Below are 25,769 nucleotides of genomic sequence, written 5' to 3'. Positions count from 1 at the left end.
AAATGGTCTAGGGTGTTCAGTGGAACATCCGTCTTCAACGGAAAGAGTTTTTCATGCGAATCGCGATGATCGGGACGGGCTATGTGGGACTGGTGTCCGGAGCCTGCTTTGCGGATTTCGGTCACGACGTCACCTGCGTCGACAAGGACGAGCGGAAGATCGCGGCCCTGCACCGCGGCGAGATCCCGATCTACGAGCCCGGCCTCGACGAGCTGGTTGCAACCAACGTCAAGGCCAAGCGGCTCGACTTCACCACTGACCTGTCGAAGCCGGTTGCGGATGCCGATGCGGTGTTCATCGCGGTCGGCACGCCCTCGCGCCGCGGCGACGGCCACGCCGATCTGTCCTACGTCTACGCCGCCGCGAAGGAGATCGCGCAGTCGCTTCAAGGCTTCACCGTGGTCGTGACCAAGTCGACCGTGCCGGTCGGCACCGGCGACGAGGTCGAGCGCATCATCCGCGAGACCAATCCGAAGGCGGACGTCGTGGTCGCCTCCAACCCCGAATTCCTGCGCGAGGGCGCGGCGATCCGCGACTTCAAGTTCCCCGACCGCGTCGTGGTCGGCACCTCCGACGAGCGCGGCCGCAAGGTGATGGGCGACATCTACCGCCCGCTGTCGCTGAACCAGGCGCCGCTGATGTTCACCGCGCGCCGCACCGCGGAGATGATCAAATACGCCGCCAACGCGTTCCTCGCGACCAAGATCACCTTCATCAACGAGATCGCCGATCTCTCGGAAAAGGTCGGCGCCAACGTCCAGGAGGTCGCGCGCGGCATTGGCCTCGACAACCGCATCGGCACCAAGTTCCTGCATGCCGGTCCCGGCTTCGGCGGCTCGTGCTTCCCGAAGGATACCAAGGCGCTGATCAAGATCGCGCAGGACTACGACGTGAATCTGCGCATCGTCGAATCCGTGCTGGCGGTCAACGAGAACCGCAAGCGCGCGATGGCACGCAAAGTGAGCCAGGCGCTCGGCGGGAGCTTGCGCGGCAAGACCATCGCCGTGCTCGGCCTCACCTTCAAACCCGATACCGACGACATGCGCGATGCGCCCTCGATCCCGCTGGTGACGGGCCTGCTCGACATGGGCGCGAAGGTCAAGGCCTTCGATCCCGTCGGCATGGAGCAGGCGAAGGGTGAGCTGCCCAACATCACCTATTGCGAAGACGCCTATTCCTGCGCGCAAGGCGCCGACGGCCTGGTCATCGTCACCGAATGGGTGCAGTTCCGCGCGCTCGATCTCGACCGGCTGAAGGCAACCATGGCGCAGCCCGTCGTCGTCGACCTCCGCAACATCTACCGCCCCGAAGACATGGCGGCCGCCGGCTTCACCTACGAGAGCGTCGGGCGCTCGTCGCAGGCTTAGCCGTCGACCTGCATGGTTCGGACGCCCGCTTTGGCGGGCTCCTCACCATGAGGGTTGAATATCTCGCCCCACCTGACCTCATCCTGAGGGCCCGCCATGGGCGGGCGTCTCGAAGGATGGAGACGGGCCAAACTCCAATGCGATATGATCCGGTCGCATCAGGCCGCTGCGCATTGGCGCGTCAGCCTCGCTGCCGCCAGGGAGATTGTCATGACTGACGACACGCATACGATCCGCAGCAGCGGGCTGACTGCGACCATCAAGGCGCAAGGCGCCGAAATGTGCTCGTTGAGGAGCGATGCCGGCGTTGAATTCGTCTGGCAGGCCGAACCGGTCTGGCCGCGCCATGCGCCGCTGCTGTTTCCGATCGTCGGTCGTCTCGCCAATGACGAATTGCGGCACAAGGGCAAGACGTACCGGATGACCCAGCACGGCTTTGCGCGCGACAGCCGCTTCCAATGGGCGCAGCGCGGCGAGAGCCGCTGCGTGCTGGTGCTCGAAGACAACGAGACGACGCGGGCGCTCTATCCGTTCGCGTTCCGCCTGACGGCCATCTACACGGTCGACGAGACCGGTCTCGATCTCTCGCTTACGGTTGCGAACACGGGCGAGGAAAGGTTGCCGGCGTCGCTTGGGGGCCATCCCGCCTTCAACTGGCCGCTTCGGCCCGGCGTGCCCAAGGAAGGCTATGCGCTGACCTTCCCGAAGGCAGAGTCGTCTCCGATCCGTCGTCTCGACGGCGGCTTGCTGCGTGAGGCGGCGGAGCCAACTCCCGTCAGAGGCACGGTGCTGCCTCTGTCCGACTCCCTGTTCGTCGACGACGCCATCATCTTCGACCGGATCGAGAGCACCGCGGTTCGGTTTGCCGCAGGCGAGGGCGCACCGAGCGCGCCCTGGCTCGAGATGTCATGGCAGGGTTTTCGCGAACTCGGTGTCTGGTCGAAACCGTCAGGCGCACCGTTCCTCTGCATCGAGCCCTGGCGTGGTCATGCCAGTCCCGCGGGCTTCGACGGCGAGTTCAGCGACAAGCCCGGCCTGATGCATATCGCGCCTGGCGCGGAAGAGCGCTTGTCGTTCCGGATCGAGGTGGCATCGGACTGAGATCGACGGTCCCTCAGACCTCGATCCGCGTCAGGTCCTCGCCGAGAACCACCGGACCTGAATAATCTTGTCGCACGTTCTTCGACCAGATGCCGCCGGTGGCGCGATCGGCGATGAAGGACAGTGCGACGATGGCGGCAAGGATCGCACCGCATCGTTCGGACCACGCCGGAAGGATGATGTGCCGGATGAGAAGTGTGGGGTAGTTCATACTTAATGCGGCGAGACCGTGACTAATATGGTTCGGGCAGCACAATACGCCTAGTATTGGTCAGACAATTTCGGGGGCTCGAACCAGCTGTGAATGTTCGTTCACATGACAGTGCGCTGCGCGATGGCGCGACTTTTCAGGCCGGGTCGCACGCGCACAGGACATCCAACATCGTGGCTGATCCAGCACGTCAGGAAGGACGTCCTGCGGGCCGCGAGCGGCTGATCGTGGTCGAAGACGATCACGTGACGCGGACCATGCTGGTCGGCTATTTCAGCGACAACAATTTCGACGTTGTCGGCGCCGGCTCCGTTGCTGAGTGCCGCCAGGCGCTGCGCTCGCGCACCGATCTCGTCTTCCTGGACGTGCAGCTGCCCGACGGCAACGGCTTCGAGCTCGCCAAGGAAATCCAGGCGTCCAGCAACGCGGGCATCATCTTCGTGACCCGCCGCGACACGGACGTGGATCGCATCCTCGGTCTCGAGATCGCCGGCGACCATTACGTCACCAAGCCGATCAATTTGCGCGACCTGCTCGCGCGCACGCGCAGCGTGCTGCGGCGGCGCTCGATCGACCGCAAGGCGGCGCGCAACCACAATTGCATCGCCTTCGGCGACTGGATCATCGACCTCACGCGGCGCGAGCTGCTCGGCGCCGACGGCAAGCCGGTGGCGCTGACGCGCGCCGAATTCGACCTGCTCGCCGCGCTGGTCGGCGCCGACGGCCGGCCGCTCAGCCGCGACTATCTGATCGAGGTCGTCAGCAACCGCCAGGTCGAGGTCGACATCCGCACCGTCGATGCGCTGGTGGCGCGGCTGCGCCGCAAGCTCGTCGGCAGCGGCACGCCGGTCATCGCGACTGTCACCGGCGTCGGCTACAAGCTCGCGGTCAGCGAACGGCTCTAGCGCTATCGCGCGCGTGCGCTCTGGTCCGCCGGTGGCTTCTGCGCAGGACCGGTCAGGCGGTCGTCGACCGCATAGAGCGTGCAGGTCGTCGACCATTTCAGGCAGGCGGCGAGCGAATCGCGCTGGGCCTCGTCAGTGGTGGCCCGTCCCGAGCGCCAGCCGTAGCCGCCGTTCGGCGACACCGCAAACGCCTTGTGCGGCAGCGTGCTGGCGAGATAGCGCGCGAACTCGGCGCGGGCGGCCTCGTTGAGCTGGGCCGGCGGCGGCAGCGGATCTGGCGCGCTCAGGATGTCGTGGTTCAGCCCGCGCTCGCGCAGGAACGCGTCCACATACGGCGTCCATTGCGGACGGCCGGCCACGGAATAGAGATAGTGTCCATCGTCGCCATAAGCCGGCGCTGCGACGAATTTTGCGGCGCCGCCATTGCCGCGAAACCCGTCATAGAGCCGGCGCGCCAGATCAGGACCGAAGAAGTTGTCGTTGGCCGCATAGACCCACAGCATCGGTACCCGCGAGGTCTTGCCGAAGGTGGCGAAGGCCTGCACCAGCCCATCCTCGTTGCAGACGTCGTCGTCGTCGCGCGAGCCGCGGCCGCCCGCAAAACTGATCGCAGCGACGAGGCCGGGTGGCGCCTGCGCCGTGAGCGCGACCGTTGCGAGCCCGCCGGCGGAATGGCCGGCCGCGATCATGCTTGACGTCGTGACGTCGCTCCGACGTGCCATCGCATCGATCGCCGCGCGCAAGTCCGCGACCGCAACCGCCGCGGCCGGTAGATAGGCGGCATTGGCGCAGCTGCCGACGCTGTCGACGCGGCCGCCGGGCGAGGTGCCATAGCCGCGCCGCATCACGATCAAAGCGGCGAAGCCGCGCCGGGCATATTCCAGCGCGATGCCGTAATATTTGTGCGCCGACATCGTCGCGCGATCCTCGAACTTGCGCGGCGAGCCGTGGCTGAGCAGCGCCAGCGGATAGCGCTTCGTCCCCGCTGGCCGCACCAGGAACGCCTCCAGGCCCTGCGGTCCCGCCTCCGCCATCGGGATGCGAAGGTCCTCGGTATAGAATTCCGCAGCCCGCGCCGGTGCGCTCGCCACGACGAGGCCGGCAATCAGCAGAAGCAGCATGCGCGAAGGGGTCATGGGACGATTCGGAAGGCGGCGATGGCGGCGAGCATAGCATGATCCCGTCGCCCGGATGAGCAAGGCGACATCCGGGCGGCTGGTCCGGCATGTCGCTTCGCTCATGCGGGCTACAGCACCTCCGCCGACCAAGGAACGCCCGCCCCCTCACGCGTGTTGTGCATTTGGCGGACACCGTCCGGGTGCTATGGTGTCGCGCACCCACGACAAGACGAGGATCATTCAGTGGCTGATGTTCATCCCGCGGCGGGCAAGCAGGTCTCGCCGGACGCGCTCACCAACATTCCACGGCTTGTGACGGCCTATTTTGCGGACAAGCCCGATGTTGCGGATCCGGCGCAGCGGGTCGCGTTCGGCACCTCCGGCCATCGCGGCACCTCGTTCAAGAACACGTTCAACGAGGGCCACATCCTCGCGACGACGCAGGCGATCTGCGACGACCGGAAGGAAAAGGGGCTGACCGGCCCGCTCTTCATCGGCATCGACACCCATGCGCTGGCCGAGCCGGCGCTGGTCAGCGCCGTCGAGGTGTTCGCCGCCAACGGCGTCGACATCATGATCGACAAGGATCGCGGTTACACGCCGACGCCCGTGATCTCGCACGCGATCCTCACCTACAACAAGGGCCGCACCTCCGGTCTCGCCGACGGCGTCGTCGTCACGCCCTCGCACAACCCGCCGGAGGACGGGGGCTACAAATACAATCCGCCGCATGGCGGCCCCGCCGACACCGACGTGACCGGCGTGGTCGAGAAGCGCGCCAACGCCTATCTCGCCGACGGCCTCAAGGGCGTGAAGCGCCTCGACTACGCCAAGGCCCGCAAGGCCGCGAACGTGCATGCTTACGACTTCATCACGCCCTACGTCGCCGATCTCGGCAGTGTCGTCGACCTCGACCTCGTCAAATCCGCCGGCATCAAGATCGGCATCGATCCGCTCGGCGGCGCCGCCGTGCATTACTGGCATCCGATCATCGACCGCTACGGCCTCAACGCCACCGTCGTCAACGAGGCGATCGACCCGACCTTCCGCTTCATGACCGTGGACTGGGACGGCAAGATCCGCATGGACTGCTCCTCGCCCTACGCGATGGCGAGCCTGATCGGCATGCGCGACCGCTTCGATGTCGCCTTCGCCAACGACACCGACGCCGATCGGCACGGCATCGTCACGCGCACCGGCGGCCTGATGAATCCGAACCACTATCTGGCGACCGCGATCTCCTATCTGTTCGCGCACCGTCCGGACTGGGGCAAGGATGCTGCGATCGGCAAGACCGTGGTGTCGAGCTCGATCATCGACCGCGTCGCCAAGAAGCTTGGCCGCAAGCTGGTGGAGACGCCGGTCGGCTTCAAATGGTTCGTCGACGGCCTGGTCGGCGGCGGCTTCGGCTTCGGCGGCGAGGAGAGTGCGGGGGCCTCGTTCCTGCGCCGCGGCGGCACGGTGTGGACCACCGACAAGGACGGCATCATCCTCGGCCTGCTCGCCGCCGAGATCATGGCGAAGACCGGCCGCGATCCCAGCCAGCTGTTCAATGACCTCACCGCCGAGCTCGGCGTGCCGCACTATGCGCGCATCGATGTCGCCGCCAGCACGCCGCAGAAGAACATCCTCAAATCCGTCACGCCCGAGCAGCTCGGCCTGAAGGATCTCGCCGGCGATCCGGTTCGCGCGACGCTGAGCAAGGCGCCCGGCAACGGCCAGCCGTTCGGCGGCATCAAGGTCGAGACCGATTTCGGCTGGTTCGCCGCGCGGCCGTCGGGGACGGAGGACGTCTACAAGATCTATGCGGAAAGCTTCCGCAGCACCGAGCACCTGAAGCGGATTCAGGAAGAGGCGCAGGCGGGGCTGTCGAAGGTGTTCGCTGCGGAAGGGCCCTGAGGCCGGTGCTGCTTTCACGCCTCTCCAAGGCAGGAGGCGCCGTATTCCCCGGTGTCATCGCCCGCGCAGGGCGGGCGATCCTGTACTCCGCGGCGGAAGTCGAGTGAACCCAATGTCCGCCGCGGCGTACTGGATTCCCCGCTTTCGCGGGAAGGACAGTGGAGATCGTGGTGTATACAGTGCACTAAAAATCGGTATCATAATACAGCAAATTTGGCCTTGAACGTTTCTGTCTCCCAGCTATTGTATACATAACGCATACATAAGCCGCGGGAGCGAGACCAATGACAAAACCCTTCCCCATGAACGCCTGGTACGCCGCCGCCTGGGATGCGGAGGTGAAGCCGGCGCTGCTGCCGCGCACGATCTGCGGCAAGCACATCGTGATGTACCGCAAGGCGGACGGCTCGGTGGCCGCGCTGGAGGACGCCTGCTGGCACCGGCTGGTGCCGCTGTCCAAGGGCCGGCTCGAGGGCGACACCGTCGTCTGCGGCTATCACGGCCTGAAATACAACGCGCAGGGCCGCTGCACCTTCATGCCCTCTCAGGAGACCATCAACCCGTCGGCCTGCGTGCGCGCCTATCCCGTGGTCGAGCGCCACCGCTACGTCTGGCTCTGGATGGGCGATCCCGCGCTCGCCGATCCCGCGCTCGTGCCTGACATGCACTGGAATCACGATCCGGCCTGGGCCGGCGACGGCAAGACCATCCACGCCAATTGCGACTACCGCCTCGTGCTCGACAATCTCATGGATCTCACCCACGAGACCTTCGTGCACGGCTCCTCCATCGGTAACGACGCGGTGGCCGAAGCGCCGTTCGACGTCACCCATGGCGAGAAGACGGTGACGGTGACGCGCTGGATGCGCGGCATCGAGGCGCCGCCGTTCTGGGCCAAGCAGCTCGGCAAGCCCGGCCTCGTCGATCGCTGGCAGATCATCCGCTTCGAAGCGCCGTGCACCATCGCGATCGACGTCGGCGTGGCGCCGACAGGCACCGGCGCGCCGGAAGGCGACCGCTCGCAGGGCGTCAACGGTTTCGTCCTCAACACCATCACGCCGGAGACCGAGAAGACCTGCCATTACTTCTGGGCCTTCGTGCGCAACTACCAGATCGGCGAGCAGCGCATCACCACCGAGGTCCGCGAGGGCGTCTCCGGCATCTTCCGCGAAGACGAGATGATACTGGAAGCGCAGCAGCGCGCCATGGACGAGAACCCCGATCGCGTCTTCTACAACCTCAACATCGACGCCGGCGCGATGTGGTCGCGCAAGCTGATCGAGAAGATGGTGGCGAAGGAAAATCCGCCGCCGCGCCTTCAGGCCGCGGAGTAGGGGCAAATGAAAGCAGCGCCCGAGCGTGAGGTCGACCGCTCCATCTCGCAGACCGTGAAGGCGCAGCTGGCGTTGCGCGACCAGATCCTGTCGGGCTCCTTGCGCCCCGGCGAGCGCATCTCCGAGCTGCAGGCGGTGGAGACCACCGGCGCCTCGCGCACACCGGTGCGCATGGCCTTGGTGCGGCTCGAGGAGGAAGGCCTCCTGGAGGGGATCCCCTCCGGCGGCTTCATGGTGAAGGCGTTCTCCGAGCGCGACATCTCCGATTCCATCGAGCTGCGCGGCACGCTGGAGGGCCTCGCTGCGCGCTTCGCCGCCGAGCGCGGCGTCTCCGCGCGCGAGCTCGAGCCGCTCAAGGAATGTCTTGCCGCGATCGACGAATTGCTGCGTCAGGTGCCGATCTCGATCGAAGCCTTCTCGTCCTATGTCACGCTGAACGCGCGCTTCCATGCGGTGCTCACGGAACTGTCGCGCAGCCCGCCGCTGATCCGGCAGATCGACCGCGCCTCCGCACTGCCGTTCGCATCCCCGAGCGGGTTCGTGATGGCGCAGTCGGCGCTCCCCGAGGCGCAGCAGATCCTGATCATCGGGCAGGAGCACCACCGCGTCGTCATCGACGCCATCGAGAACCGCGAGGGCGCACGCGCCGAAGCCATCATGCGCGAGCATGCGCGGCTGGCGGTTCGCAACTTGAGGCTTGCGCTGCGCAACCGGACCCATCTCGACCTGTTGCCGGCGCTCGCGCTGATCAAGACCGCAACCGACTGAGGCAGTCACCATGCGCTTCATCGAAACCTGGACTCCGGCGACGCTCGTCTCGATGCGCGATCTCGCCCCCGGCATCCGCGAATTCCTGATCCGCCCCGATCAGTTCGATGGTGCGGCCTATCCGGTCGGCAGCCACATCAATGTCAGCGTGACCATTGACGGCCAGCCGGAGACGCGGTCCTATTCGCTCGTCGGCGAGGCCTCGTCGCGGGGCCTACGAATTGCGGTGCGCCGCGCCGATGATTCCCGCGGCGGCTCGCGCTACATGTGGTCCTTGCAACCAGGTGCGCGGCTCGACATCACCCAGCCCGCCTCGCTGCTCGCGGTAGACTGGGCGCGCGAAAACTATTGCCTGATCGCCGGCGGCATCGGCATCACCCCGATCCTCGGGGCCGCACAGGCGCTGGCCCGCCGCGGCGCAAACGTCACGCTGCATTATGCCGTGCGCTCGCGCAATGAGGCCGCCTATCTCGACGATCTCGACGCGATGCTCGGCGACCGCCTGGTCGTTCATGCCAGCGATGAAAACAGGCGCCTCGACCTCGACGCGCTGTTTGCTTCGCTTCCGCAAGGCGCGCTGGCGGTGTTCTGCGGCCCGATGCGGATGTTGGATGCCGCCCGTCACGCCTGGATCGGCGCCGGCCATCCGCTGGCCGATCTCCGCTACGAGACCTTCGGCTCCAGCGGCACGCTGCCGACCGAAAGTTTTCGCGTGCGCCTGAAGGGCACCGACGTCGAGCTCGAGATCCCGCGCGAGCGCTCGATGCTGGACGTGCTCAACGCCAGCGGCCACGACGTGATGTACGATTGCAAGCGCGGCGAATGCGGCCTCTGCGCCATCGACGTGGTCGCGGTCGACGGCGAGATCGACCATCGCGACGTCTTCTTCAGCGATCATCAGAAGCAAAGCAACCGGAAGATCTGCGCCTGCGTCTCTCGCGCGCGGGGCACAATCACGGTGGACACGCTGCTGCGGGCGGATGCGGTTTGATCGGGCCTGAGGCGGAGCCCGTTGAGAGAAATGGACGGCCGGTGAGGGCTCTCTCCTCTGGGGGATTGCCCCCGTTGCGGAGAGACCCTCTCCCGTAACCGGGAGAGGGAGCCCACCGTCCTCGTGGTCGGCACTCAGGCCCTACGCCGCGTAGATCGCCCGGTACTTCTTCGTATTCAGCAGCGCCAGCACGCGATCGGCCGACACCGGCCGGCTGATCAGATAACCCTGCACCTCGTCGCAGCTGATCTGGCGCAAATATTCGAGCTGGTCGACGGTCTCGACGCCTTCGGCGACCACGGCGATGTTGAGATCCCGCGCCAGCGAGATCACCGACTTCACGATGGCGGCGCAGTCCGGCTGCACCAGCATGTCGCGGATGAAGGACTGGTCGACCTTGATGCGGCTGAACGGCAGCTTGCGCAGGTAGGTCAGCGACGAGAAGCCGGTGCCGAAATCGTCCAGCGCGACGGTGACGCCGAGTTGCAGCAGCGCGTTCAGGATCGAGGCGGCCGAGCCGTATTTCGACAGCAGCATCGATTCCGTGATCTCGATCTCGAACCGGTTGGGCGAGACCTTCGCATCGGCGAGGGCCCGCACGATGGTCTGGAGGATGGTCGTGTTGTGAAACTGTGCCGCGGAGAAATTCACGGCGACCCTGATGTCCTCGGGCCAGTCCGAAAGCGTCGCGCAGGCGCGCCGGATCACCCATTCGCCGATCTCGTGGATCAGGCCGGTCTCCTCGGCAATGGCGATGAACTCGCTCGGCGGCACCAGCCCGCGCGAGGGATGCTGCCAGCGCAGCAGCGCCTCGAAGCCGGTGATGCTGTTGCTGCCGAGATCGAGGAACGGCTGAAACACCAGGAACAGCTCGTCCCGCGCGATGGCGCCTTCCAGATCCCTTTGCAGCGCCTTGCGGTCGCGGGACAGTCTTTCGTCGGCCTGCTCGAAGAAGCAGACGGTGCCCGGTCCCGCCTTCTTGGCGCGGTAGAGCGCAGCGTCGGCGTTCTTCATGATGTCGAGTGCCATGTTGCCGTCGCGAGGTGCCAGCACGATGCCGACGCTGGTGGCGCCCACGATCTGGCGGCCGTCGATCTGGAACGGTTCGTCGAAGGCCGCGACGAAGCGCTCGGCGATCTCCAGCGCATCCTCGGGCCGTGCCAGATTGGCCATCACCAGCGCGAACTCGTCGCCGCCGATGCGAGCGACATGCTCGGCCGCGCGGGTGCAGCGCTGCAGGCGGCCTGCGACCTGCACCAGGAATTCGTCGCCGGCGGGGTGGCCCAATTTGTCGTTGACCTCCTTGAAGCGATCGAGATCGAGCAGCAGCACCGCGAACTCCTCACCGGACAGTGCGAGGCGCTTCAGTGCGGCATCGAGCGTCTCGTTGAAGGCGAAGCGGTTGGGCAGCTGCGTCAGCGGGTCCTGCCGCACCGTGCGCTCCGCCTCGATCTGCCGCATCACGCGCCGTGCGAACGAGAACGAATTGACGAACACGCCGCGCAGCAGCACGCTGCCATAGACCACGACGAGGAAGGCAATCAGCAGGAAGGCGGGGTCGCCGTTCCTGCTGAGGCAGATGGCGATGCCGACGAAGATCGGGGCCGTGAAGGCGATGGCCGCGATCGGAATCGTGGCGAAGGCGAGCGCGCCGCCGGCCAGCATTCCCGAGCACAGGCAGGTGATGACGAGCTGGCCGCCGGTCGAAGCGTTGGCGAAGAAGGCGACCGGGACGATGCCCCAGGCAGCCCCGAGCAGAAAGGCGTTGCGCACCAGCCGATGCATGGTGCGCTGCGAGACGAACTGCGGCTTGGTGATGCGCCGGGCGCCGTGGGATTGCAGGCCGAATGCGATCGCGGCGACGGCGACCGTGCCCGCCCAGATCAGCGCGAATGTCCGGTCCGGCGAGGTCCACAGCGCGATGGCCAGCACGATGGCATTGCAGGCGTTGGCCAGCATGATGCCGACCGAATAGCCCAGCACCAGCGACATCTGTTCGGCGCGGATGTGGCCCGCCACGGCTTCGTCCGCTGCGGGACCGCCGAACGCCGACAGATCGCCGGCGAACAGCCGCGCGAAATAGCTGGTCATTTGAGTCCGCATTTCAGAGCCTAGCAGCACGGCTGTTTGTCCGGCTTGTTCCCGGAGAATTCGTCGCAAACCTTTGACGAACTATGAATTATCCACGCTGGCGGGGGTGCTCGTGACCACTTCTGCGTGTTCAAAGCAAGGTATCGATAACAAATCGATACAAATGCGGCGCTCCCCGTTACGGATGTAACGCAAGGAACATGTTCGCCGCCAATTCCGCGGTCATGCTGGGCGATGATGACACCGGTCCCGCCGTGCTTGGCTGGGAACGCTGGTGCGAGATCGACGCGCAGCATTTCGGTGGCAAGATGCCGCGTGCGCTTTCCGCGGCGATGGAGGCCGGCCTGATCGCGCGGCAGCCGGTCGAGCCGCTGGCGCGGCTTTTGCTCGGCGCGGTGACGGAGGCCGCGGTCGCCTGCGCCGGCCGCCCGGATATCGCAAGGGCCGGCGCGGAATATGCCCGTGCGTTCAGGTCGCTGGTCGAGGCGCTGCGCGTCAAGCCATGATTGTGCTAGTGACGAAGCGGAAACGCCCTCACCAACAAGAAGAACAGTAGCGCATGAACGCAAATTCCTCCCTCACGCCGTCAGATCCCGAATTCGACTACATCATCGTCGGCGCCGGCTCCGCCGGCTGCGTGCTCGCCAACCGCCTGTCTGCGAGCGGCAAGCACAGCGTGCTCCTGCTCGAGGCGGGCCCGAGGGATTCCAACATCTGGATCCACGTCCCGCTCGGCTACGGCAAGCTGTTCAAGGAGAAGTCCGTCAACTGGATGTACCAGACCGAGCCGGAGCCCGAGCTGAAGGGGCGCCAGGTGTTCCAGCCGCGCGGCAAGACACTGGGCGGCTCGAGCTCGATCAACGGCCTGCTCTATGTCCGCGGCCAGCACGAGGACTACGACCGTTGGCGCCAGCTCGGCAACACCGGCTGGGGTTACGACGACGTGCTGCCTTACTTCAAGAAGGCCGAGAACCAGGCGCGCGGTGCGGATCAGTATCATGGCACGGGCGGTCCGCTGCCGGTCTCCAACATGATCGTGACCGATCCGCTGTCGAAAGCCTTCATCGACGCCGCGGTCGAGACCGGTCTGCCCTACAATCCCGACTTCAACGGCGCCACGCAGGAAGGCGTCGGCCTCTTCCAGACCACGACGCGCAATGGCCGCCGCGCCTCGACGTCGGTCGCCTATCTCGGCCCGGCGAAGAAACGGGGCAATCTCAAGATCGAGACTGAGGCGCTCGGCCAGCGCGTGCTGTTCGAGGGTCGTCGCGCCGCCGGCATCGAGTATCGGCAAGGCGCAACCGTGCGCCGCGCGCGGGCGCGGAGGGAGGTCGTGCTGTCGAGTGGCGCCTACAACTCGCCGCAGCTCCTGCAGCTCTCCGGCGTCGGTCCCGGCGATCTCCTGCGCAAGCACGGCATCGACGTGGTGCTCGATGCGCAAGGTGTCGGCCACGACCTCCAGGACCACATGCAGGTTCGCATCGTGATGCGCTGCTCGCAGAAGATCACCCTGAACGATACCATCAATCATCCGCTCCGCCGTACCATGGCCGGCGCACGCTATGCACTGTTCCGCAAGGGCTGGCTGACGATTGCGGCCGGTACCGCGGGTGCATTCTTCAAGACCAGCCCGCGGCTCGCTTCGCCCGACATCCAGGTCCACTTCCTGCCGTTCTCGACCGACAAGATGGGCGAGAAGCTGCACGATTTCTCCGGCTTCACGGCCTCGATCTGCCAGCTTCGTCCCGAAAGCCGCGGCTCCCTGCGCATCAAGAGCGCCGACCCGACCGTGCCGCCGGAGATCCGCATCAACTACATGTCGACCGAGACCGACCGCACCACCAACGTCGAGGGCATCAAGATCCTGCGCAGGATATTGAATGCACCGGCGCTCAAGCCGTACGTGGTCAGCGAGTATGATCCCGGGGCGAAGGTATCCACGGATGCCGAGATCCTGGATTATTGCCGCGAGCGCGGCAGCACCATCTATCATCCGACCTCGACCTGTCGTATGGGCAGCGACGCGCTCGCGGTGGTGGACCAGCGGCTGAAGGTGAGGGGGCTCGAAGGCCTCCGCGTCGTCGACGGCTCGATCATGCCGGACCTCGTCTCGGGGAACACCAACGCGCCGATCATCATGATCGCCGAAAAGGCCTCCGACATGATATTGGAGGATGTACGGTAACTACGCCGCTCGAGAGGGTTTGGACTTGGCTACGCGACTGAAGATCGGCACCCGCAAGAGCGCGATGGCGCTGGCACAGACGGAAGAGATCGCGCGCCGCCTGACCGCCGCCGTGCCGGATCTGGACGTCGAGATCGTCAAGTTCGACACCACCGGTGATCTCGACCAGACCAGCAAGCTCTTGCCGCATGGCGGCAAGGGCGGTGCCTTCGTGGCGCAGATTCGCGCCGCCGTGCTCTCGGGCGAACTGCAGGCGGCGATGCATTCGCTGAAGGACATGCCGGGCAACGAGGACACGCCCGGCCTCGTCATCGGCGCCACGCTGTCGCGCGATCCGCCGGGCGACGCGCTGGTGCTGCGCGATGGCGTGACGCTGGAGGCGCTGCGCCAGTCCCGCGGCAAGGGTTTCAAGATCGGCACCAATGCGGTGCGCCGGGCCGCCTATGCGCGGCGCCTGTTTCCCGATGTCGAAGTGATCCATTTCCGTGGGGCCGCTGACACCCGCGTGCGAAAACTCGACAATGGCGAGAAGCAGCGCCTGCCTGATGGCGGCGCGGTGGGCCCGGCGGATGCGTTGATCATGGCGCGCTCGGGCCTCGACCGCGTCGGTCTGGCTGATCGCATCGCCTACGAATTCACCGCGGCGGAGATGCTGCCGGCGGCCGGGCAGGGCATCGTTGCCGTCGAATGCGCGGCGCAGGACTGGCAGACGCGAAAAATCCTGTCATCGATCGACGATCCCGCCGCGCACGCCTCAGCCGATGCCGAGCGCGAGGTGCTATGGGTGCTCAACGGTCACTGCAATTCGCCGGTGGCGGGTTTCTCGACCATATCAGGCGATGAGATGTCCCTCACCGCATCCGTGCTCGATCTCTCCGGCAACACCATCATCGAAGCCTCGCGCGCGGGCCCGGCCAACCGCCCGCGCGAGCTCGGCCGTGCAGTGGGTTTCGATCTGCTGGCGAAGGGCGCGGCGGAGATCATCGAGCGCAGCCGCCCGCGCTGAGGCGCTTTCCACCATCGGCGTCGTCATTGCGAGCGCAGCGAAGCAATCCAGACTGCCAACCGCGGAAAGATTCTGGATTGCTTCGCTGCGCTCGCAATGACGGGTGTGGTGAGGAGCCGTCGTCTAACCCGCTTCAGCGAAGCAGGTAGCACGCTGGCCTTTCGCAAGACGGCCAGCGGCGCGATGATGCCATCCTGCTCCTGTTTTGCCCGACGTGTCAAACCTCGGCGCGATCGGGTGCGATGACCGGCTCGTCCGATTTCAGCGCATGCCAAGTCGTTGATCGGGCGTGGTCGCTCTACTGTGCATGGGGTTGTTTTCGCACTTCTTGTTTGCTGGCTTTCTTTTTCCTCAACTCATGGTTCGAGACGCGCCGGCGCGGCGCTCCTCACCATGAGGAGTTGCGCAGACCGCGAACACCGGCCTCATCCTGAGGAGACCGCTGGAAGCGGTCGTCTCGAAGGACGGCCGCAAACCGAGATGCCGATCGCTAGCCCCGCACCCGCCTGATCATCTGCTCGACATGGGCGATCGGCGTCTCCGGTTGGATGCCGTGACCGAGATTGAAGATGAACCTTCCGGCAGAGAAATTGGCCAGCACGTCGTCGACCGCGCGGTCGAGCGCGGCGCCGCCGGTGATCAGCACCAGCGGGTCCAGATTGCCCTGCACGGTGACCCTGCTTTGCACGCGCTCGCGGATGAAGGCCGGCTCCGCGGTCCAGTCGATGCTGACGCCATTGACGCCGGTCGCCTCGACGTAGCCAGGCAATTGCGCGGCAGCTCCGCGTGGAAAGCCGATGATCTTGGCGTCCGGCACCTTCGCGCGCACGCCCTCCACGATGCGCCGCGTCGGCTCGACCGACCATCGCACGAATTCGGTCGGCGGCAGCACGCCGGCCCAGGTGTCGAAGATCTGCAAGGCATCGGCGCCGGCGGCGAGCTGCGCCAGCAGATACTCGATCGAGCTGTCGACCAGCACGTCGATGATCTTGGAAAACGCCTCGGGATGCCGGTAGGCCATCATCCGGGCGGGTGCCTGGTCCGGCGTGCCTTGGCCTGCGACCACGTAGGTCGCCACCGTCCACGGCGCGCCGCAGAAGCCGATCAGCGCGGTCTTGGGATCGAGTGCGCCGCGCACGATCTTCAGCGCCTCGAACACCGGTTGAAGCTTGCCGAGATCGGCGTGCGGCGCCAGCGTTGCGACCTTCGCCGGATCATCCAGCGGCTCGAGCCGTGGACCTTCACCGACCTCGAAGCGCACCGAGCGGCCGAGCGCATAGGGGATCACGAGAATGTCGGAGAAGATGATCGCCGCGTCGAAGCCGAATCTCCGGATCGGCTGCAGCGTGACTTCGGCTGCAAGGTCCGGGTCGAAGCAGAGATCGAGGAAGCCGCCGGCCTTGGCGCGCACCTCGCGATATTCCGGCAGGTAGCGGCCGGCCTGTCGCATCATCCAGATGGGCGGGACGGGCTGGCGCTGGCCGGAGAGCACGTCGATGAAGGGCTTTTTTGCAGGCTGGGGCACGAATGGTCCTGAACGAGGTTATGGCTCCTGATACAACGCCCCGGCGCTCAGCGGAACAGGGGAACCAGCGCAATCGGGTCGCGTTGACCAGCCAAAGGAGGAGATCATGGCCGAGAGATTCAATCCCGCCCCGCACGACAAGCATGCCGACGATCTGCGTGAGGCGCTTGCCGCGGATCGTCACGCCAAGCTCGATACCGGCCTGAAAGACACCTTCCCCGCCTCCGATCCCGTGAGCGCGGCCCAGCCGACGCCGTCGAAGGCCGATGCGGAGGCAGATGCGCCTTCGCTCTGGGACAAGGTTAAGGCGATCTTCAGCTAGCGGCGTGGGACGCCGGATTCCGATCGGCTTGCTAAGGTCTTGTTAGCGATGCGCTGATCCCGTCGTCCGTAAGACTACTGGAAAGCGGGGAGATGACCGCGTATTGCGGTAGTGATTTCAGAGTTCACTAAGAGAAGCGGCAGAGTTTCCGAAACGATCGGAGAACTCTGCCGCATGAGCGCTGCCCAAAGAGCCGGATGGAGCCGCCTGCCGCTGCGTGCGGCGGCGTTCGTCGTGCTGACCTGCACGACCATCCTCGGCGTCAGCGCCTGGCGTGAATGGGCCGCGCGCGATGCGGTGCTCAGGGGCGCCGAGACCGAGATGGCGAACGTTGCGCGCTCGCTGACGCAGCATGCCGAGGACAGCCTCGATCTGCTCGATTCCGGCGTCGTCGGCGTCGTCAGCCGGCTGGAGATGGACGGCACCGACCCCGCCACGATCGCCAAGCTCAGAAACCTGATGGAGGTGCGCAAGAAGGCGACGGAGCGCGTGCACAGCTTCGCCATCATCGACGACCAGGGCAACTGGCTGACCTCGCCCGGCACGATCGGCTCGACGCTCAGCGACGACGCATTCTTCCGCCATCACCAGCTCTCCCCGAAACGAGAGGCCCATCTCGGCCGTCCCGTGAAGAGCCTGATCGATGGCGAGTGGGTCGTCACTTTGTCGCGCCGCTTCAACAAGCCGGACGGCAGCTTTGGCGGCGTGGTGCTCGCGACCATCAGCTCCGGATATCTGTCGCATTTCTACGAGCAGTTCGAGATCGGCCGCAACAGCTCCGTCGCGCTGACACATGGCGACGGCCTGATCGTCGCACGCTACCCGAGCAACGAAAAATTCGTCGGACGCAGCGTCGCCGACAAGCCGCTGTTTCGCAACCCGAGCCTGCAACGGCCCAGCGGCGTCTATCACTTCAAGTCGCCGCTCGACGGCGCCGAACGCCTCAGCTTCTTCAAGCGCTCGGGTCGCTATCCGTTCTTCCTGCTCGCCACCGTCGACAAGGACGCACTGCTGGCACCCTGGCGCGCGGCCGCGGTTTCCCGCATGCTCCACGTGCTTGCGCTTGTCATGCTGATCGCGATCATCGGCGCGGTGCTGGTGCGCCAGTTGCAGCGTGGGCAGCGCATGGCGGCGGCGCTGGTCGAGAAGGAAGCGCATTTTCGCCTGCTCGCCGAGGGATCCAGCGACATGGTGACCCGGATTGGACTCGACGAGCGGCTGCGCTATGTCTCGCCGTCGTCCGTCCGCGTCATCGGCTGGCGCGCCAATCAACTGATCGGAACGCCCGCGCTCGCCGGCATTCATGCCGACGACTTGCCGCAGGTCCAGGCCCTCGTCGACGCCATGAAGCGCGGCGAGGAGGAGGAGGCGCGCGTCACCTACCGCAACTCGCACCGGCAGAAAGGTGAGGTCTGGCTCGAATCGACGATGCGGGTCACGCTCAAGGACGACGGCCGTGTCGACGGGGTGGTCGCGATCTCGCGCGACATCACCGAGCAGAAGACGCTGGAGACCAGGCTCGAGACGCTCGCGACCGAGGACAGCCTCACCGGACTTGCCAACCGTCGCCGCTTCGACGAGCGTCTGAAGGACGAGTGGGCGCGGGCCTATCGCGACCGCTCCAGCCTCGCTTTGCTGATGATCGACGTCGACCACTTCAAGGCGTACAACGACGAATACGGCCATCCCGCAGGCGACGCCTGCCTGCGCGTGATTGCCGGGATTCTCGCGGCCGCGATGCAGCGCGCCGGTGATCTGGCGGCGCGCTACGGCGGCGAGGAATTCGCCATGCTGCTGCCGAACACCGATGCCGCGGGCTGCGCCCGGATCGGTGAACGGATCCGCGAAGCCATTCACCGGGAAGGGCTCGTCCATGCCTCGAGCCCGATTTCGGGACGCGTGAGCGCATCGCTCGGCGGCGCGGCCTGCCGCCCCGCGTTCGAGCGAACCGCAGGGATCGCTTCGCTGGTGGAGGCCGCCGATCGCGCGCTCTACGCCGCCAAGGATGCCGGCCGCGACCGCCTGATGATGTCGGGCGAGGTCATGACCCTGCTGCCGAAGGCGTCAGGCCAGTAAGAGCCGTCAATGTCGCTCAATAATGCGGCGGGCGCTCGTTGGCAGGGCCCGGCGCATGGGCCTCGGCCTCCTGCAGTCGCTCGCCGAGCTCTGCGATCCTCCGCGTCAGCATGTCGATCTGCTTCCACTGCGCGGTGATGGTCTGGTTCAGCGTCTCGATGGTTTCGTCCTGATAGGCAATGCGCATCTCCAGCGTGTCGATGCGCTCGCTCAGCGTCCTGATCTCATTCGTCACGTGCCGCGTCCTTGTCCCGTTCCCGCAAGCCATGGCCAAGCGCAACGCGCTCGTCGAACACAAAGCATTCGCCGCGCCAGCGGCTCTGCGCTTCCGGCACCACCTCCAGATATTTCAGGATGCCGCCCTTCAGATGATAGACCTCGGCAAAGCCCCGCGCGAGCAGGTGGGCGCTGGCCTTCTCGCAGCGGATGCCGCCGGTGCAGAACATCGCGATCCTACGGTGTTTTGCTGGATCGAGCTTCTGCGTGGCAAACTCCTTGAATTGGCCGAAGCTCTTGATGTCGGGATCGACCGCGCCCTCGAACGTTCCCATCGCCACTTCGAAGGCGTTGCGGGTATCTAACAACAGCGTTTCGGGGGCCGCGATCAGCGCGTTCCATTCGTGCGCGTCGACATAGGTGCCGACTCGGCGCGTCGGATCGGCGGCCGCATCGCCCAGCGTGACGATCTCCTTCTTCAGCCGCACCTTGAGCCGGCCGAACGGCATCCTCGCCGCCGTCGAGAACTTCAATTCGAGATTGTTCAGCCGGCCGCCGAACAGGACGCCGTGTGCGAGCTCGTGGGCGAACGCGTCGATCGCCTCGGGGGCGCCCGCGATGGTGCCGTTGATGCCCTCGCCCGCCAGCAGCACGCTGCCCTTCAGCGCAAGACCGGCGCAGAACGCGCGCAGTGGCTCGCGCAGCTCGCGGTAATCTGGCAGGGCAGCGAATTGATAGAAGGCGCAGACCTTGTAAGTCATGCCGCCCGTTTAGCAGGCGACCAGCGCTCAGAAAACCCGCATGGCCGAAGGTAATTCCCGTCCATACGCCCAGCGGATGGCAGCCATTTCCCTGGTATGCCAGCATTGCCCGGACCGGCCGGAATGTGTCATGTAGACCCGGTTTTCCGAGAGGGCGCGAGGCGCGCATCCACGGGCAAGAAAGCCTAACGAGAGCAAGAATTCGATGAGAAATTTCCATTTCCCCGGCAGGTCCACGGTCCACGCCACCAACGCGATGGTCGCGACCTCGCATCCGCAGGCCTCGCTGGCCGCGATCGAGGTGCTGCGCGAGGGCGGCACGGCGGTGGACGCGGCGGTCGCGGGCTCGGCCCTGCTCGGCGTGATCGAACCGCAATCGACCGGCATCGGCGGCGACTGCTTTGCGCTGATCCAGGCGCGCGGCGAAGGCAAGATCATCGCCTATAACGGCTCCGGTCGCGCCCCGAAGGCGGCGAATGCCGACTGGTATCTCGAGCGCAAGATCAATTCCGTTCCGCTGACCTCGGCGCATGCGGTCTCGATCCCCGGCGTGATCGATGCCTTCGCGACCGTGCTGCGCGACCACGGCACGTTCGGCTTCGACCGCCTGCTGCAGCCCGCGATCAAGGCGGCCGAGGAGGGTTATGTCGTCGCCCCCCGCATCGCCTTCGACTGGAAGAACCAGTTCGAGAAGCTGAAGAATGGCACCAACACCGTGCGCTACCTGCTGCCGGGTGGCAAGCCGCCGGTGGCCGGCGATATCATCCGCCAGGCCGAGCTCGGCAAGACGCTGCGCGCGATCGCCAAGGATGGCCGCGACGCCTTCTACAAGGGGGCGATCGCGGAGGACATGGTCGAGACCCTGCGCGGCATCGGCGGCCTGCACACGCTCGACGACTTCGCCGCGCACACGACCGAAGTGACCACGCCGATCGGCACCACGTACAAGGGCTACGACGTCTGGCAGTGCCCGCCGAACGGCCCGGGCGTCACGGCGCTCCTGATGCTCAACATCCTGTCGCGCTTTGACCTGACCAAATACGCGCCCGTCAGCGTCGAGCGCTTCCATCTCGAGGCGGAAGCCGCGCGCATCGCCTACATGAATCGCGAGATGCATGTCGCCTCGCCTGCGCACATGAAGATCAACGTCGCCGAGATGCTCGAGAAGGGCTTTGCCGACGAGTACATCAGCAAGATCCGCATGGACGGCATGCTCGACCTGCCCAATGTCGCGCCGCCGATGAACCCCTCGACCATCTACATCACCGTGGTGGACAAGGACCGCAACGTCTGCTCGTTCATCAACTCGGTCGCGCACTCCTTCGGCTCGGCGATCGTCTCCAACAAGACCGGCGTCTTGTTCCAGAACCGCGCCGGCGGCTTCCGCATCCAGCCGGGCCACCCCAACTGCATCGAAGGAGGCAAGCGCCCGTTGCACACGATCATGCCGGGCCTGCTCACCAAGGGCGGCCGTTCCACGATGTCGTTCGCGGTGATGGGCGGCCAGTACCAGCCAACTGGTCAGACTCATCTGCTGACCAACATCCTCGATTATGGCTGCGACGTGCAGGAGGCGATCGACATGCCGCGCGGCCTGCACTACGAGGGCCAGTACCAGCTCGAGGACAGCGTTCCCGCCGACATCGTCGAGGGCCTGAAGAAGCTCGGCCACAAGACCACCAGCGTGGTCGGCCCGCTCGGCGGCGCCCAGGCGATCTGGATCGACTGGGACAGGGGCACGCTCACCGGCGGCTCGGATCCGCGCAAGGACGGCTGCGCGCTCGGCTATTGATTGCCGGCCGCGAGACAGGTTCCTTGCAGGCGATCAGGAAAAGTTGACGGAGGGCGGCGCGGCATCTGCTGCGCCGCCCGTTCTCGTTCGGAACGGGACTCATCGCTTCAAGTTAAGGGCGGAGCAGCGCAGGTGCGCGCTGCTTGATCCGAAAGCGGCGGAGGCCGTTCATGCCCGACAATCCGAGTTCCAAACCATCCGGCTTCGACCGACGCGCCTTCATGGCCGGCGCTGCCGGCAGTGCGCTTGTTCCGATTACTGCGCGTGCGGCCTCGCAGGACCCACGCGCACCAGCCGCGCAGGATCCATCGGCGCCGGTCGAAGTCACGCTCAATGTGAACGGCAAGGATCGGCGCCTGCGCATCGATGCGCGCACGACCGTGCTCGATGCGCTGCGCGAGCACATGGGCCTCACCGGCAGCAAGAAGGGCTGCGATCACGGTCAGTGCGGCGCATGCACGGTGCTGATCGGTGACCGCCGCGTGGTGTCGTGCCTGACGCTGGCGCTTGCAGCCGAAGGGCAGGAGATCACGACGATCGAAGGTCTCGCCACAGATGATCGCCTGCATCCGATGCAGCAGGCCTTCGTCGACAACGACGCGTTCCAATGCGGCTATTGCACGCCCGGCCAGATCATGTCGGCGATTGCCTGCGTCAAGGAAGGTCATGCCGGCTCCGAGGCCGACATCCGCGAATACATGAGCGGGAACATCTGCCGCTGCGCCGCCTATCCCAACATCGTCGCGGCCGTGAAGCAGGCTGCGCCCGAGATCTTGAAAGGCTAAGCGCATGCGACCCTTCCTGTATCAGAGGGCGACGGACCCCGACATGGCGGTGCAGGCGCTCAGCGCCGCTGCACCGGCCAACAATCCGCTGACACAGGCGGCGGCGCAGCCGCTCGCCGGCGGCACCACGCTGATCGACCTGATGAAGCTCGACGTGATGCGGCCGACCGCGATCGTCGACATCAATCCGCTCGCGCGAGACTGGTCGGCGATCCAGCCTGATAGCGAGAATCTGCGGCTCGGCGCGCTCGCGAAGATGTCCGACGTCGCAGCGCATGACGAAATCCAGCGCAACTATCCCGTGATCGCCGATTCGCTGAAGCTCGCCGCCAGCGCCCAACTGCGCAACATGGCAACGCTCGGCGGCAATGTGATGCAGCGGACGCGCTGCAGCTATTTCCGCGACGTCTCCTACGAGAACTGCAACAAGCGCAATCCGGGCTCCGGCTGCGCGGCGATGGACGGCATCAACCGGATGCATGCGGTGCTCGGCGTCTCCGACCAGTGCATCGCGACCTATCCGGGCGATTTCGCCCAGGCCCTGATCGCGCTGGATGCGACGGTCGAGATCACGGGAAAGTCCGGCAGCCGCAGCATGCCCTTCGCGGAGCTGCACAAGGCCCCCGGCAATTCGCCAGACATCGAGACCACGCTGCAGCCCGGCGAGCTGATCTCGGCCTTTACTGTCTCCGGCCGCTGGCCGCGCTCGGTCTACCTCAAGGCGCGGGACCGGCAGTCCTACGAATTCGCGCTGTCGTCCGCTGCGATCGCGCTCGACGTGCAGGATGGCGCGATCCGGGACGCGCGTGTCGCGCTCGGCGGCGTCGCCACGGTCCCCTGGCGCGCCCGCGAGGCGGAGGCGCTGCTGAAGGGGCAGAGGTTCGATGACGGCCTGGCGCAGCGTGCTGCCGATGCCGCCTTTGCAGACGCGCGCGGCCGCCGGCACAACAGCTTCAAGATCGCGCTCGGCAAGCGCGTGGTGGCACGCGCGCTCCAGCAGGCCGTAACGATGGAGATCTGACCATGACAGCTGCTGCTCCCGAGCCGAAGGCGAACATGGGCCAGCCCGTGCCACGTTATGACGCGCACTCGAAGGTCACGGGGCGAGCGACCTACGCGTCCGACATGCCGCTGGCCAATCCGGCCTATGCCTTCCTTGTCACCAGCGCCATCGCAAAGGGCCGCATCGACAGTTTCGATCTCGACGACGCCAGGGCCGTTCGCGGCGTGATCGACATCGTCACGCACGAGAATGCGCCAAAGCTGAAGGAATCAAAACTGTTCAGCAATGGCGGCTATGCCGGGACCACGATCCAGCCGCTGAAGTCGCCCGAGATCGCCCATGACGGCCAGATCATCGCAGTCGTCATCGCCGAAAGCTACGAGGCCGCGCGCGAGGCGGCCAACCGCGTCAAGGTCAGCTATACGGTCGCTACGCCCAGCGCGACCTTCGACTCGCCGGGCACGACGACAGCCGCCGCGAAGGGGCAAAATTCGCAGTTCAAGGAGGACCCGAAGGTCGGCGACCTCGCGAACGCGTTCGAGACAGCCGAGATACAGCTCACCGCCGCCTACGAGACGCCGACGCAGCACCACAATCCGATGGAGCTGTTCACGACGAGCTGCGCCTGGATCGGCGACGATCTCGTCATCTACGAGCCCAGCCAGTACGTCTATGGCCTCAAGAACGGCGTCGCCGAGCAGCTCGGCATCGACGCCGACAAGGTGCGCGTGGTCAACCCTTACGTCGGCGGCGGCTTCGGCTCGCGCGGCTCGATGACGCCGCGCACCGCGATCATTGCCAGCATCGCCAGGCGTCTGAACCGGCCGATCAAGCTGGTCCCGACCCGCGACCAGGGCTTCACCATCACGACCTACCGCGCCGAGACCCGCCACGAGATCAAGCTCGGTGCCAGCCGCGAGGGCAGGCTGGTGGCGCTCAGGCACGAGGGCGCCGAGGTCTCCTCGCGGCCGGACGCGTATTGCGTCGGCGGCACCAAGACCACGACACGGCTCTATGCCTGCCCGAATGTCGACAGCCTGGTGTCGATCGTGCGCGCCGACCGCAACACGCCGGGGTTCATGCGCTCGCCGCCCGAGGTGCCGTATCTGTTCGCGCTGGAGAGCGCGATGGACGAGCTCGCCGAGAAGCTCGACATGGATCCGGTCGAGCTCCGCCGCATCAACGACACCACCAATGAGCCGATCGGCGGCAAGCCCTATACGTCGCGATCGCTGATGGCATGCTTCGACCAAGCGGCCAAAGCCTTTGGCTGGGCGCAGCGATCGCCGCGGCCGAAGTCGATGGCGGAGGGCGACTGGCTGATCGGCTATGGCTGCGCGGCCACCTGCTATCCGACCCAGATGGGTCCGGCCGCCGCCCGTGTGCGCCTCCAGCGCGACGGTCGCACCCGCGTCGAGATCGCCGGCCATGAGATCGGCACCGGCGCCTATACGGTCATCGCGCAGACCGCGGCCGAGCGGCTCGGCGTGCCCCTGGAGAAGGTTGCAGTTTTCATCGGCGACAGCGATCTGCCGCCGGCCCCGGTCGCGGGCGGTTCTAACTCGACCGCCAGCACCTGCTCGGCGGTGATGATGGTGTGCGACCAGATTCGCCAGCGGCTGTTCAAGGCGGTGATGCCGAGCGACAGCCTCACGGACAAGGCCAAGGAGACCGTTGGCATCAGCCAGGCGCCGAGCACGCAGGCCGCGAAGAGCGATCGTCCGCTCGATATCGAGAAGGCCTTCGAGGCGCTCGGCGTCAGCGTGGTCGAGGAGTATGGCGAGTGGAAGCCGGAGGGCGCGCCGCTCGACTCGTTCCGGGCCATGCACAGCGGGCACGTACGGCTGGTCGGCGGTCACCAAATGAAGGACAAGATCGCCTACGCATTCGGTGCCGAATTCGTCGAGGTCAGGGTCAACCGCTTCACGCACGAGATCCGTTGTCCCCGTCTGGTCGGCGCGTTCGCGGCCGGGCGGATCATGAACCCGCGCACGGCCCGCAGCCAGCTGATGGGCGGCCTGATCTGGGGCATGTCCTCGGCGCTGCTGGAGGCCACCGAGATCGACGAGCGCAATGCGCGCTACGTCAACGATAATCTTGCCGATTATCTCGTGCCGGTGAGTGCGGACGTCCCCGGCGTCGAGGTGATCCTGCTCTCCGAGCAGGACGATCACATCAATCCCGCGGGTGCGAAGGGCCTCGGCGAGCTCGCCAATGTCGGCACCAATGCCGCGATCTGCAATGCGCTTTATCACGCTACCGGTCAGCGCATCCGCAAGCTGCCGGTCCGGCTGGAAAATATCGAGGTCTAAA

At 66.0% G+C, this 25,769-nt stretch carries 21 protein-coding genes and 1 pseudogene; 16 read left to right on the top strand and 6 right to left on the bottom strand.

Annotation, left to right across the window (positions count from 1 at the left end):
• The first annotated feature begins 53 nt into the window (after positions 1-53).
• Positions 54-1,367 carry a UDP-glucose dehydrogenase family protein gene (locus ACRQ5Q_RS33065; RefSeq protein WP_439394102.1) on the top strand — a complete coding sequence of 438 codons (1,314 nt, stop codon included), beginning with the start codon at positions 54-56 and terminating at the stop codon, positions 1,365-1,367.
• A 210-nt stretch (positions 1,368-1,577) separates the two neighbouring features.
• Positions 1,578-2,468, top strand: a complete 891-nt coding sequence (locus ACRQ5Q_RS33060; RefSeq protein ID WP_439394100.1) for an aldose 1-epimerase family protein — start codon at positions 1,578-1,580, stop codon at positions 2,466-2,468.
• A gap of 13 nt (positions 2,469-2,481) precedes the next feature.
• Here the strand turns inward: ACRQ5Q_RS33060 and ACRQ5Q_RS33055 are convergent, their stop codons facing one another.
• The gene (locus tag ACRQ5Q_RS33055; RefSeq protein WP_439394098.1) at positions 2,482-2,679 is read right to left on the bottom strand and encodes a hypothetical protein; all 198 of its coding nucleotides are present in this window, start codon (positions 2,677-2,679) and stop codon (positions 2,482-2,484) included.
• An 89-nt stretch (positions 2,680-2,768) separates the two neighbouring features.
• On the opposite strand from ACRQ5Q_RS33055, the gene ACRQ5Q_RS33050 reads away from it, so the two are divergent.
• Positions 2,769-3,584 (top strand): winged helix-turn-helix domain-containing protein, encoded by an 816-nt coding sequence (locus tag ACRQ5Q_RS33050; protein ID WP_439394096.1) that lies wholly within the window; start codon positions 2,769-2,771, stop codon positions 3,582-3,584.
• A gap of 2 nt (positions 3,585-3,586) precedes the next feature.
• Here the strand turns inward: ACRQ5Q_RS33050 and ACRQ5Q_RS33045 are convergent, their stop codons facing one another.
• Complete coding sequence (locus ACRQ5Q_RS33045; RefSeq protein ID WP_439394095.1) at positions 3,587-4,720, bottom strand: alpha/beta hydrolase family protein; 1,134 nt, start codon at positions 4,718-4,720, stop codon at positions 3,587-3,589.
• Positions 4,721-4,945: 225 nt separating this feature from the next.
• Here ACRQ5Q_RS33045 and pgm point away from each other — a divergent pair, with 225 nt between their 5' ends.
• From pgm to ACRQ5Q_RS33025, 4 genes are all read left to right on the top strand, one after another.
• Positions 4,946-6,601 (top strand): phosphoglucomutase (alpha-D-glucose-1,6-bisphosphate-dependent), encoded by a 1,656-nt coding sequence (gene pgm / locus ACRQ5Q_RS33040; RefSeq protein ID WP_439394093.1) that lies wholly within the window; start codon positions 4,946-4,948, stop codon positions 6,599-6,601.
• A 284-nt stretch (positions 6,602-6,885) separates the two neighbouring features.
• The gene (locus ACRQ5Q_RS33035) at positions 6,886-7,935 is read left to right on the top strand and encodes an aromatic ring-hydroxylating dioxygenase subunit alpha (RefSeq protein ID WP_439394092.1); all 1,050 of its coding nucleotides are present in this window, start codon (positions 6,886-6,888) and stop codon (positions 7,933-7,935) included.
• A 6-nt stretch (positions 7,936-7,941) separates the two neighbouring features.
• Positions 7,942-8,703 carry a GntR family transcriptional regulator gene (locus ACRQ5Q_RS33030; protein ID WP_439373669.1) on the top strand — a complete coding sequence of 254 codons (762 nt, stop codon included), beginning with the start codon at positions 7,942-7,944 and terminating at the stop codon, positions 8,701-8,703.
• A 10-nt stretch (positions 8,704-8,713) separates the two neighbouring features.
• Positions 8,714-9,694, top strand: coding sequence for a PDR/VanB family oxidoreductase (locus ACRQ5Q_RS33025; protein WP_439373670.1), 981 nt, complete (start codon positions 8,714-8,716; stop codon positions 9,692-9,694).
• A 141-nt stretch (positions 9,695-9,835) separates the two neighbouring features.
• Here ACRQ5Q_RS33025 and ACRQ5Q_RS33020 read toward each other — a convergent pair whose 3' ends face one another.
• Complete coding sequence (locus ACRQ5Q_RS33020; protein ID WP_439373671.1) at positions 9,836-11,797, bottom strand: putative bifunctional diguanylate cyclase/phosphodiesterase; 1,962 nt, start codon at positions 11,795-11,797, stop codon at positions 9,836-9,838.
• A 233-nt stretch (positions 11,798-12,030) separates the two neighbouring features.
• Here ACRQ5Q_RS33020 and ACRQ5Q_RS33015 point away from each other — a divergent pair.
• The 3 genes and pseudogenes from ACRQ5Q_RS33015 to hemC all read left to right on the top strand — a co-directional run.
• Positions 12,031-12,291 (top strand): annotated as a pseudogene (locus tag ACRQ5Q_RS33015) (TetR/AcrR family transcriptional regulator); the annotation flags it as partial.
• A 53-nt stretch (positions 12,292-12,344) separates the two neighbouring features.
• Complete coding sequence (locus ACRQ5Q_RS33010) at positions 12,345-13,970, top strand: GMC family oxidoreductase (protein WP_439373672.1); 1,626 nt, start codon at positions 12,345-12,347, stop codon at positions 13,968-13,970.
• A gap of 25 nt (positions 13,971-13,995) precedes the next feature.
• Positions 13,996-14,976 carry a hydroxymethylbilane synthase gene (gene hemC / locus ACRQ5Q_RS33005; protein ID WP_439373673.1) on the top strand — a complete coding sequence of 327 codons (981 nt, stop codon included), beginning with the start codon at positions 13,996-13,998 and terminating at the stop codon, positions 14,974-14,976.
• Positions 14,977-15,466: 490 nt separating this feature from the next.
• Here hemC and hemE read toward each other — a convergent pair whose 3' ends face one another.
• A complete protein-coding gene (gene hemE, locus ACRQ5Q_RS33000; protein ID WP_439373674.1) occupies positions 15,467-16,501 on the bottom strand; it encodes a uroporphyrinogen decarboxylase in 1,035 nt (344 codons plus the stop codon).
• A 106-nt stretch (positions 16,502-16,607) separates the two neighbouring features.
• Between hemE and ACRQ5Q_RS32995 the strand changes: the two genes are divergently transcribed.
• Positions 16,608-16,823, top strand: coding sequence for a hypothetical protein (locus ACRQ5Q_RS32995; protein WP_439373675.1), 216 nt, complete (start codon positions 16,608-16,610; stop codon positions 16,821-16,823).
• Between the two features lie 174 nt (positions 16,824-16,997).
• The gene (locus ACRQ5Q_RS32990; RefSeq protein WP_439394091.1) at positions 16,998-18,899 is read left to right on the top strand and encodes a sensor domain-containing diguanylate cyclase; all 1,902 of its coding nucleotides are present in this window, start codon (positions 16,998-17,000) and stop codon (positions 18,897-18,899) included.
• A 16-nt stretch (positions 18,900-18,915) separates the two neighbouring features.
• Here the strand turns inward: ACRQ5Q_RS32990 and ACRQ5Q_RS32985 are convergent, their stop codons facing one another.
• Both ACRQ5Q_RS32985 and trhO read right to left on the bottom strand, forming a co-directional pair.
• Entirely contained in the window at positions 18,916-19,086 is a 171-nt protein-coding gene (locus ACRQ5Q_RS32985; RefSeq protein WP_439375514.1) for a SlyX family protein, read from the bottom strand.
• Positions 19,087-19,123: 37 nt separating this feature from the next.
• Positions 19,124-19,876: an oxygen-dependent tRNA uridine(34) hydroxylase TrhO gene (gene trhO, locus ACRQ5Q_RS32980; RefSeq protein WP_439394089.1), complete on the bottom strand. Its 753-nt coding sequence runs from the start codon at positions 19,874-19,876 to the stop codon at positions 19,124-19,126.
• A gap of 205 nt (positions 19,877-20,081) precedes the next feature.
• Between trhO and ggt the strand changes: the two genes are divergently transcribed.
• From ggt to ACRQ5Q_RS32960, 4 genes are all read left to right on the top strand, one after another.
• Positions 20,082-21,668 (top strand): gamma-glutamyltransferase, encoded by a 1,587-nt coding sequence (ggt, locus tag ACRQ5Q_RS32975; RefSeq protein WP_439394087.1) that lies wholly within the window; start codon positions 20,082-20,084, stop codon positions 21,666-21,668.
• 221 nt (positions 21,669-21,889) lie between these two features.
• The gene (locus ACRQ5Q_RS32970) at positions 21,890-22,453 is read left to right on the top strand and encodes a (2Fe-2S)-binding protein (RefSeq protein WP_439399919.1); all 564 of its coding nucleotides are present in this window, start codon (positions 21,890-21,892) and stop codon (positions 22,451-22,453) included.
• A gap of 4 nt (positions 22,454-22,457) precedes the next feature.
• On the top strand, positions 22,458-23,474 hold the full coding sequence (locus ACRQ5Q_RS32965; RefSeq protein WP_439394085.1) for an FAD binding domain-containing protein: 1,017 nt from the start codon (positions 22,458-22,460) through the stop codon (positions 23,472-23,474).
• Positions 23,475-23,476: 2 nt separating this feature from the next.
• Entirely contained in the window at positions 23,477-25,768 is a 2,292-nt protein-coding gene (locus tag ACRQ5Q_RS32960) for a xanthine dehydrogenase family protein molybdopterin-binding subunit (protein ID WP_439394083.1), read from the top strand.
• Position 25,769 lies beyond the last annotated feature (1 nt).

It is taken from the genome of Bradyrhizobium sp. PMVTL-01 (assembly GCF_051861855.1).
Lineage (GTDB): Bacteria > Pseudomonadota > Alphaproteobacteria > Rhizobiales > Xanthobacteraceae > Bradyrhizobium.
The sequence above is the reverse complement of the archived record's forward strand: the minus strand, read 5'-3'. Positions and strand labels throughout refer to the sequence as shown.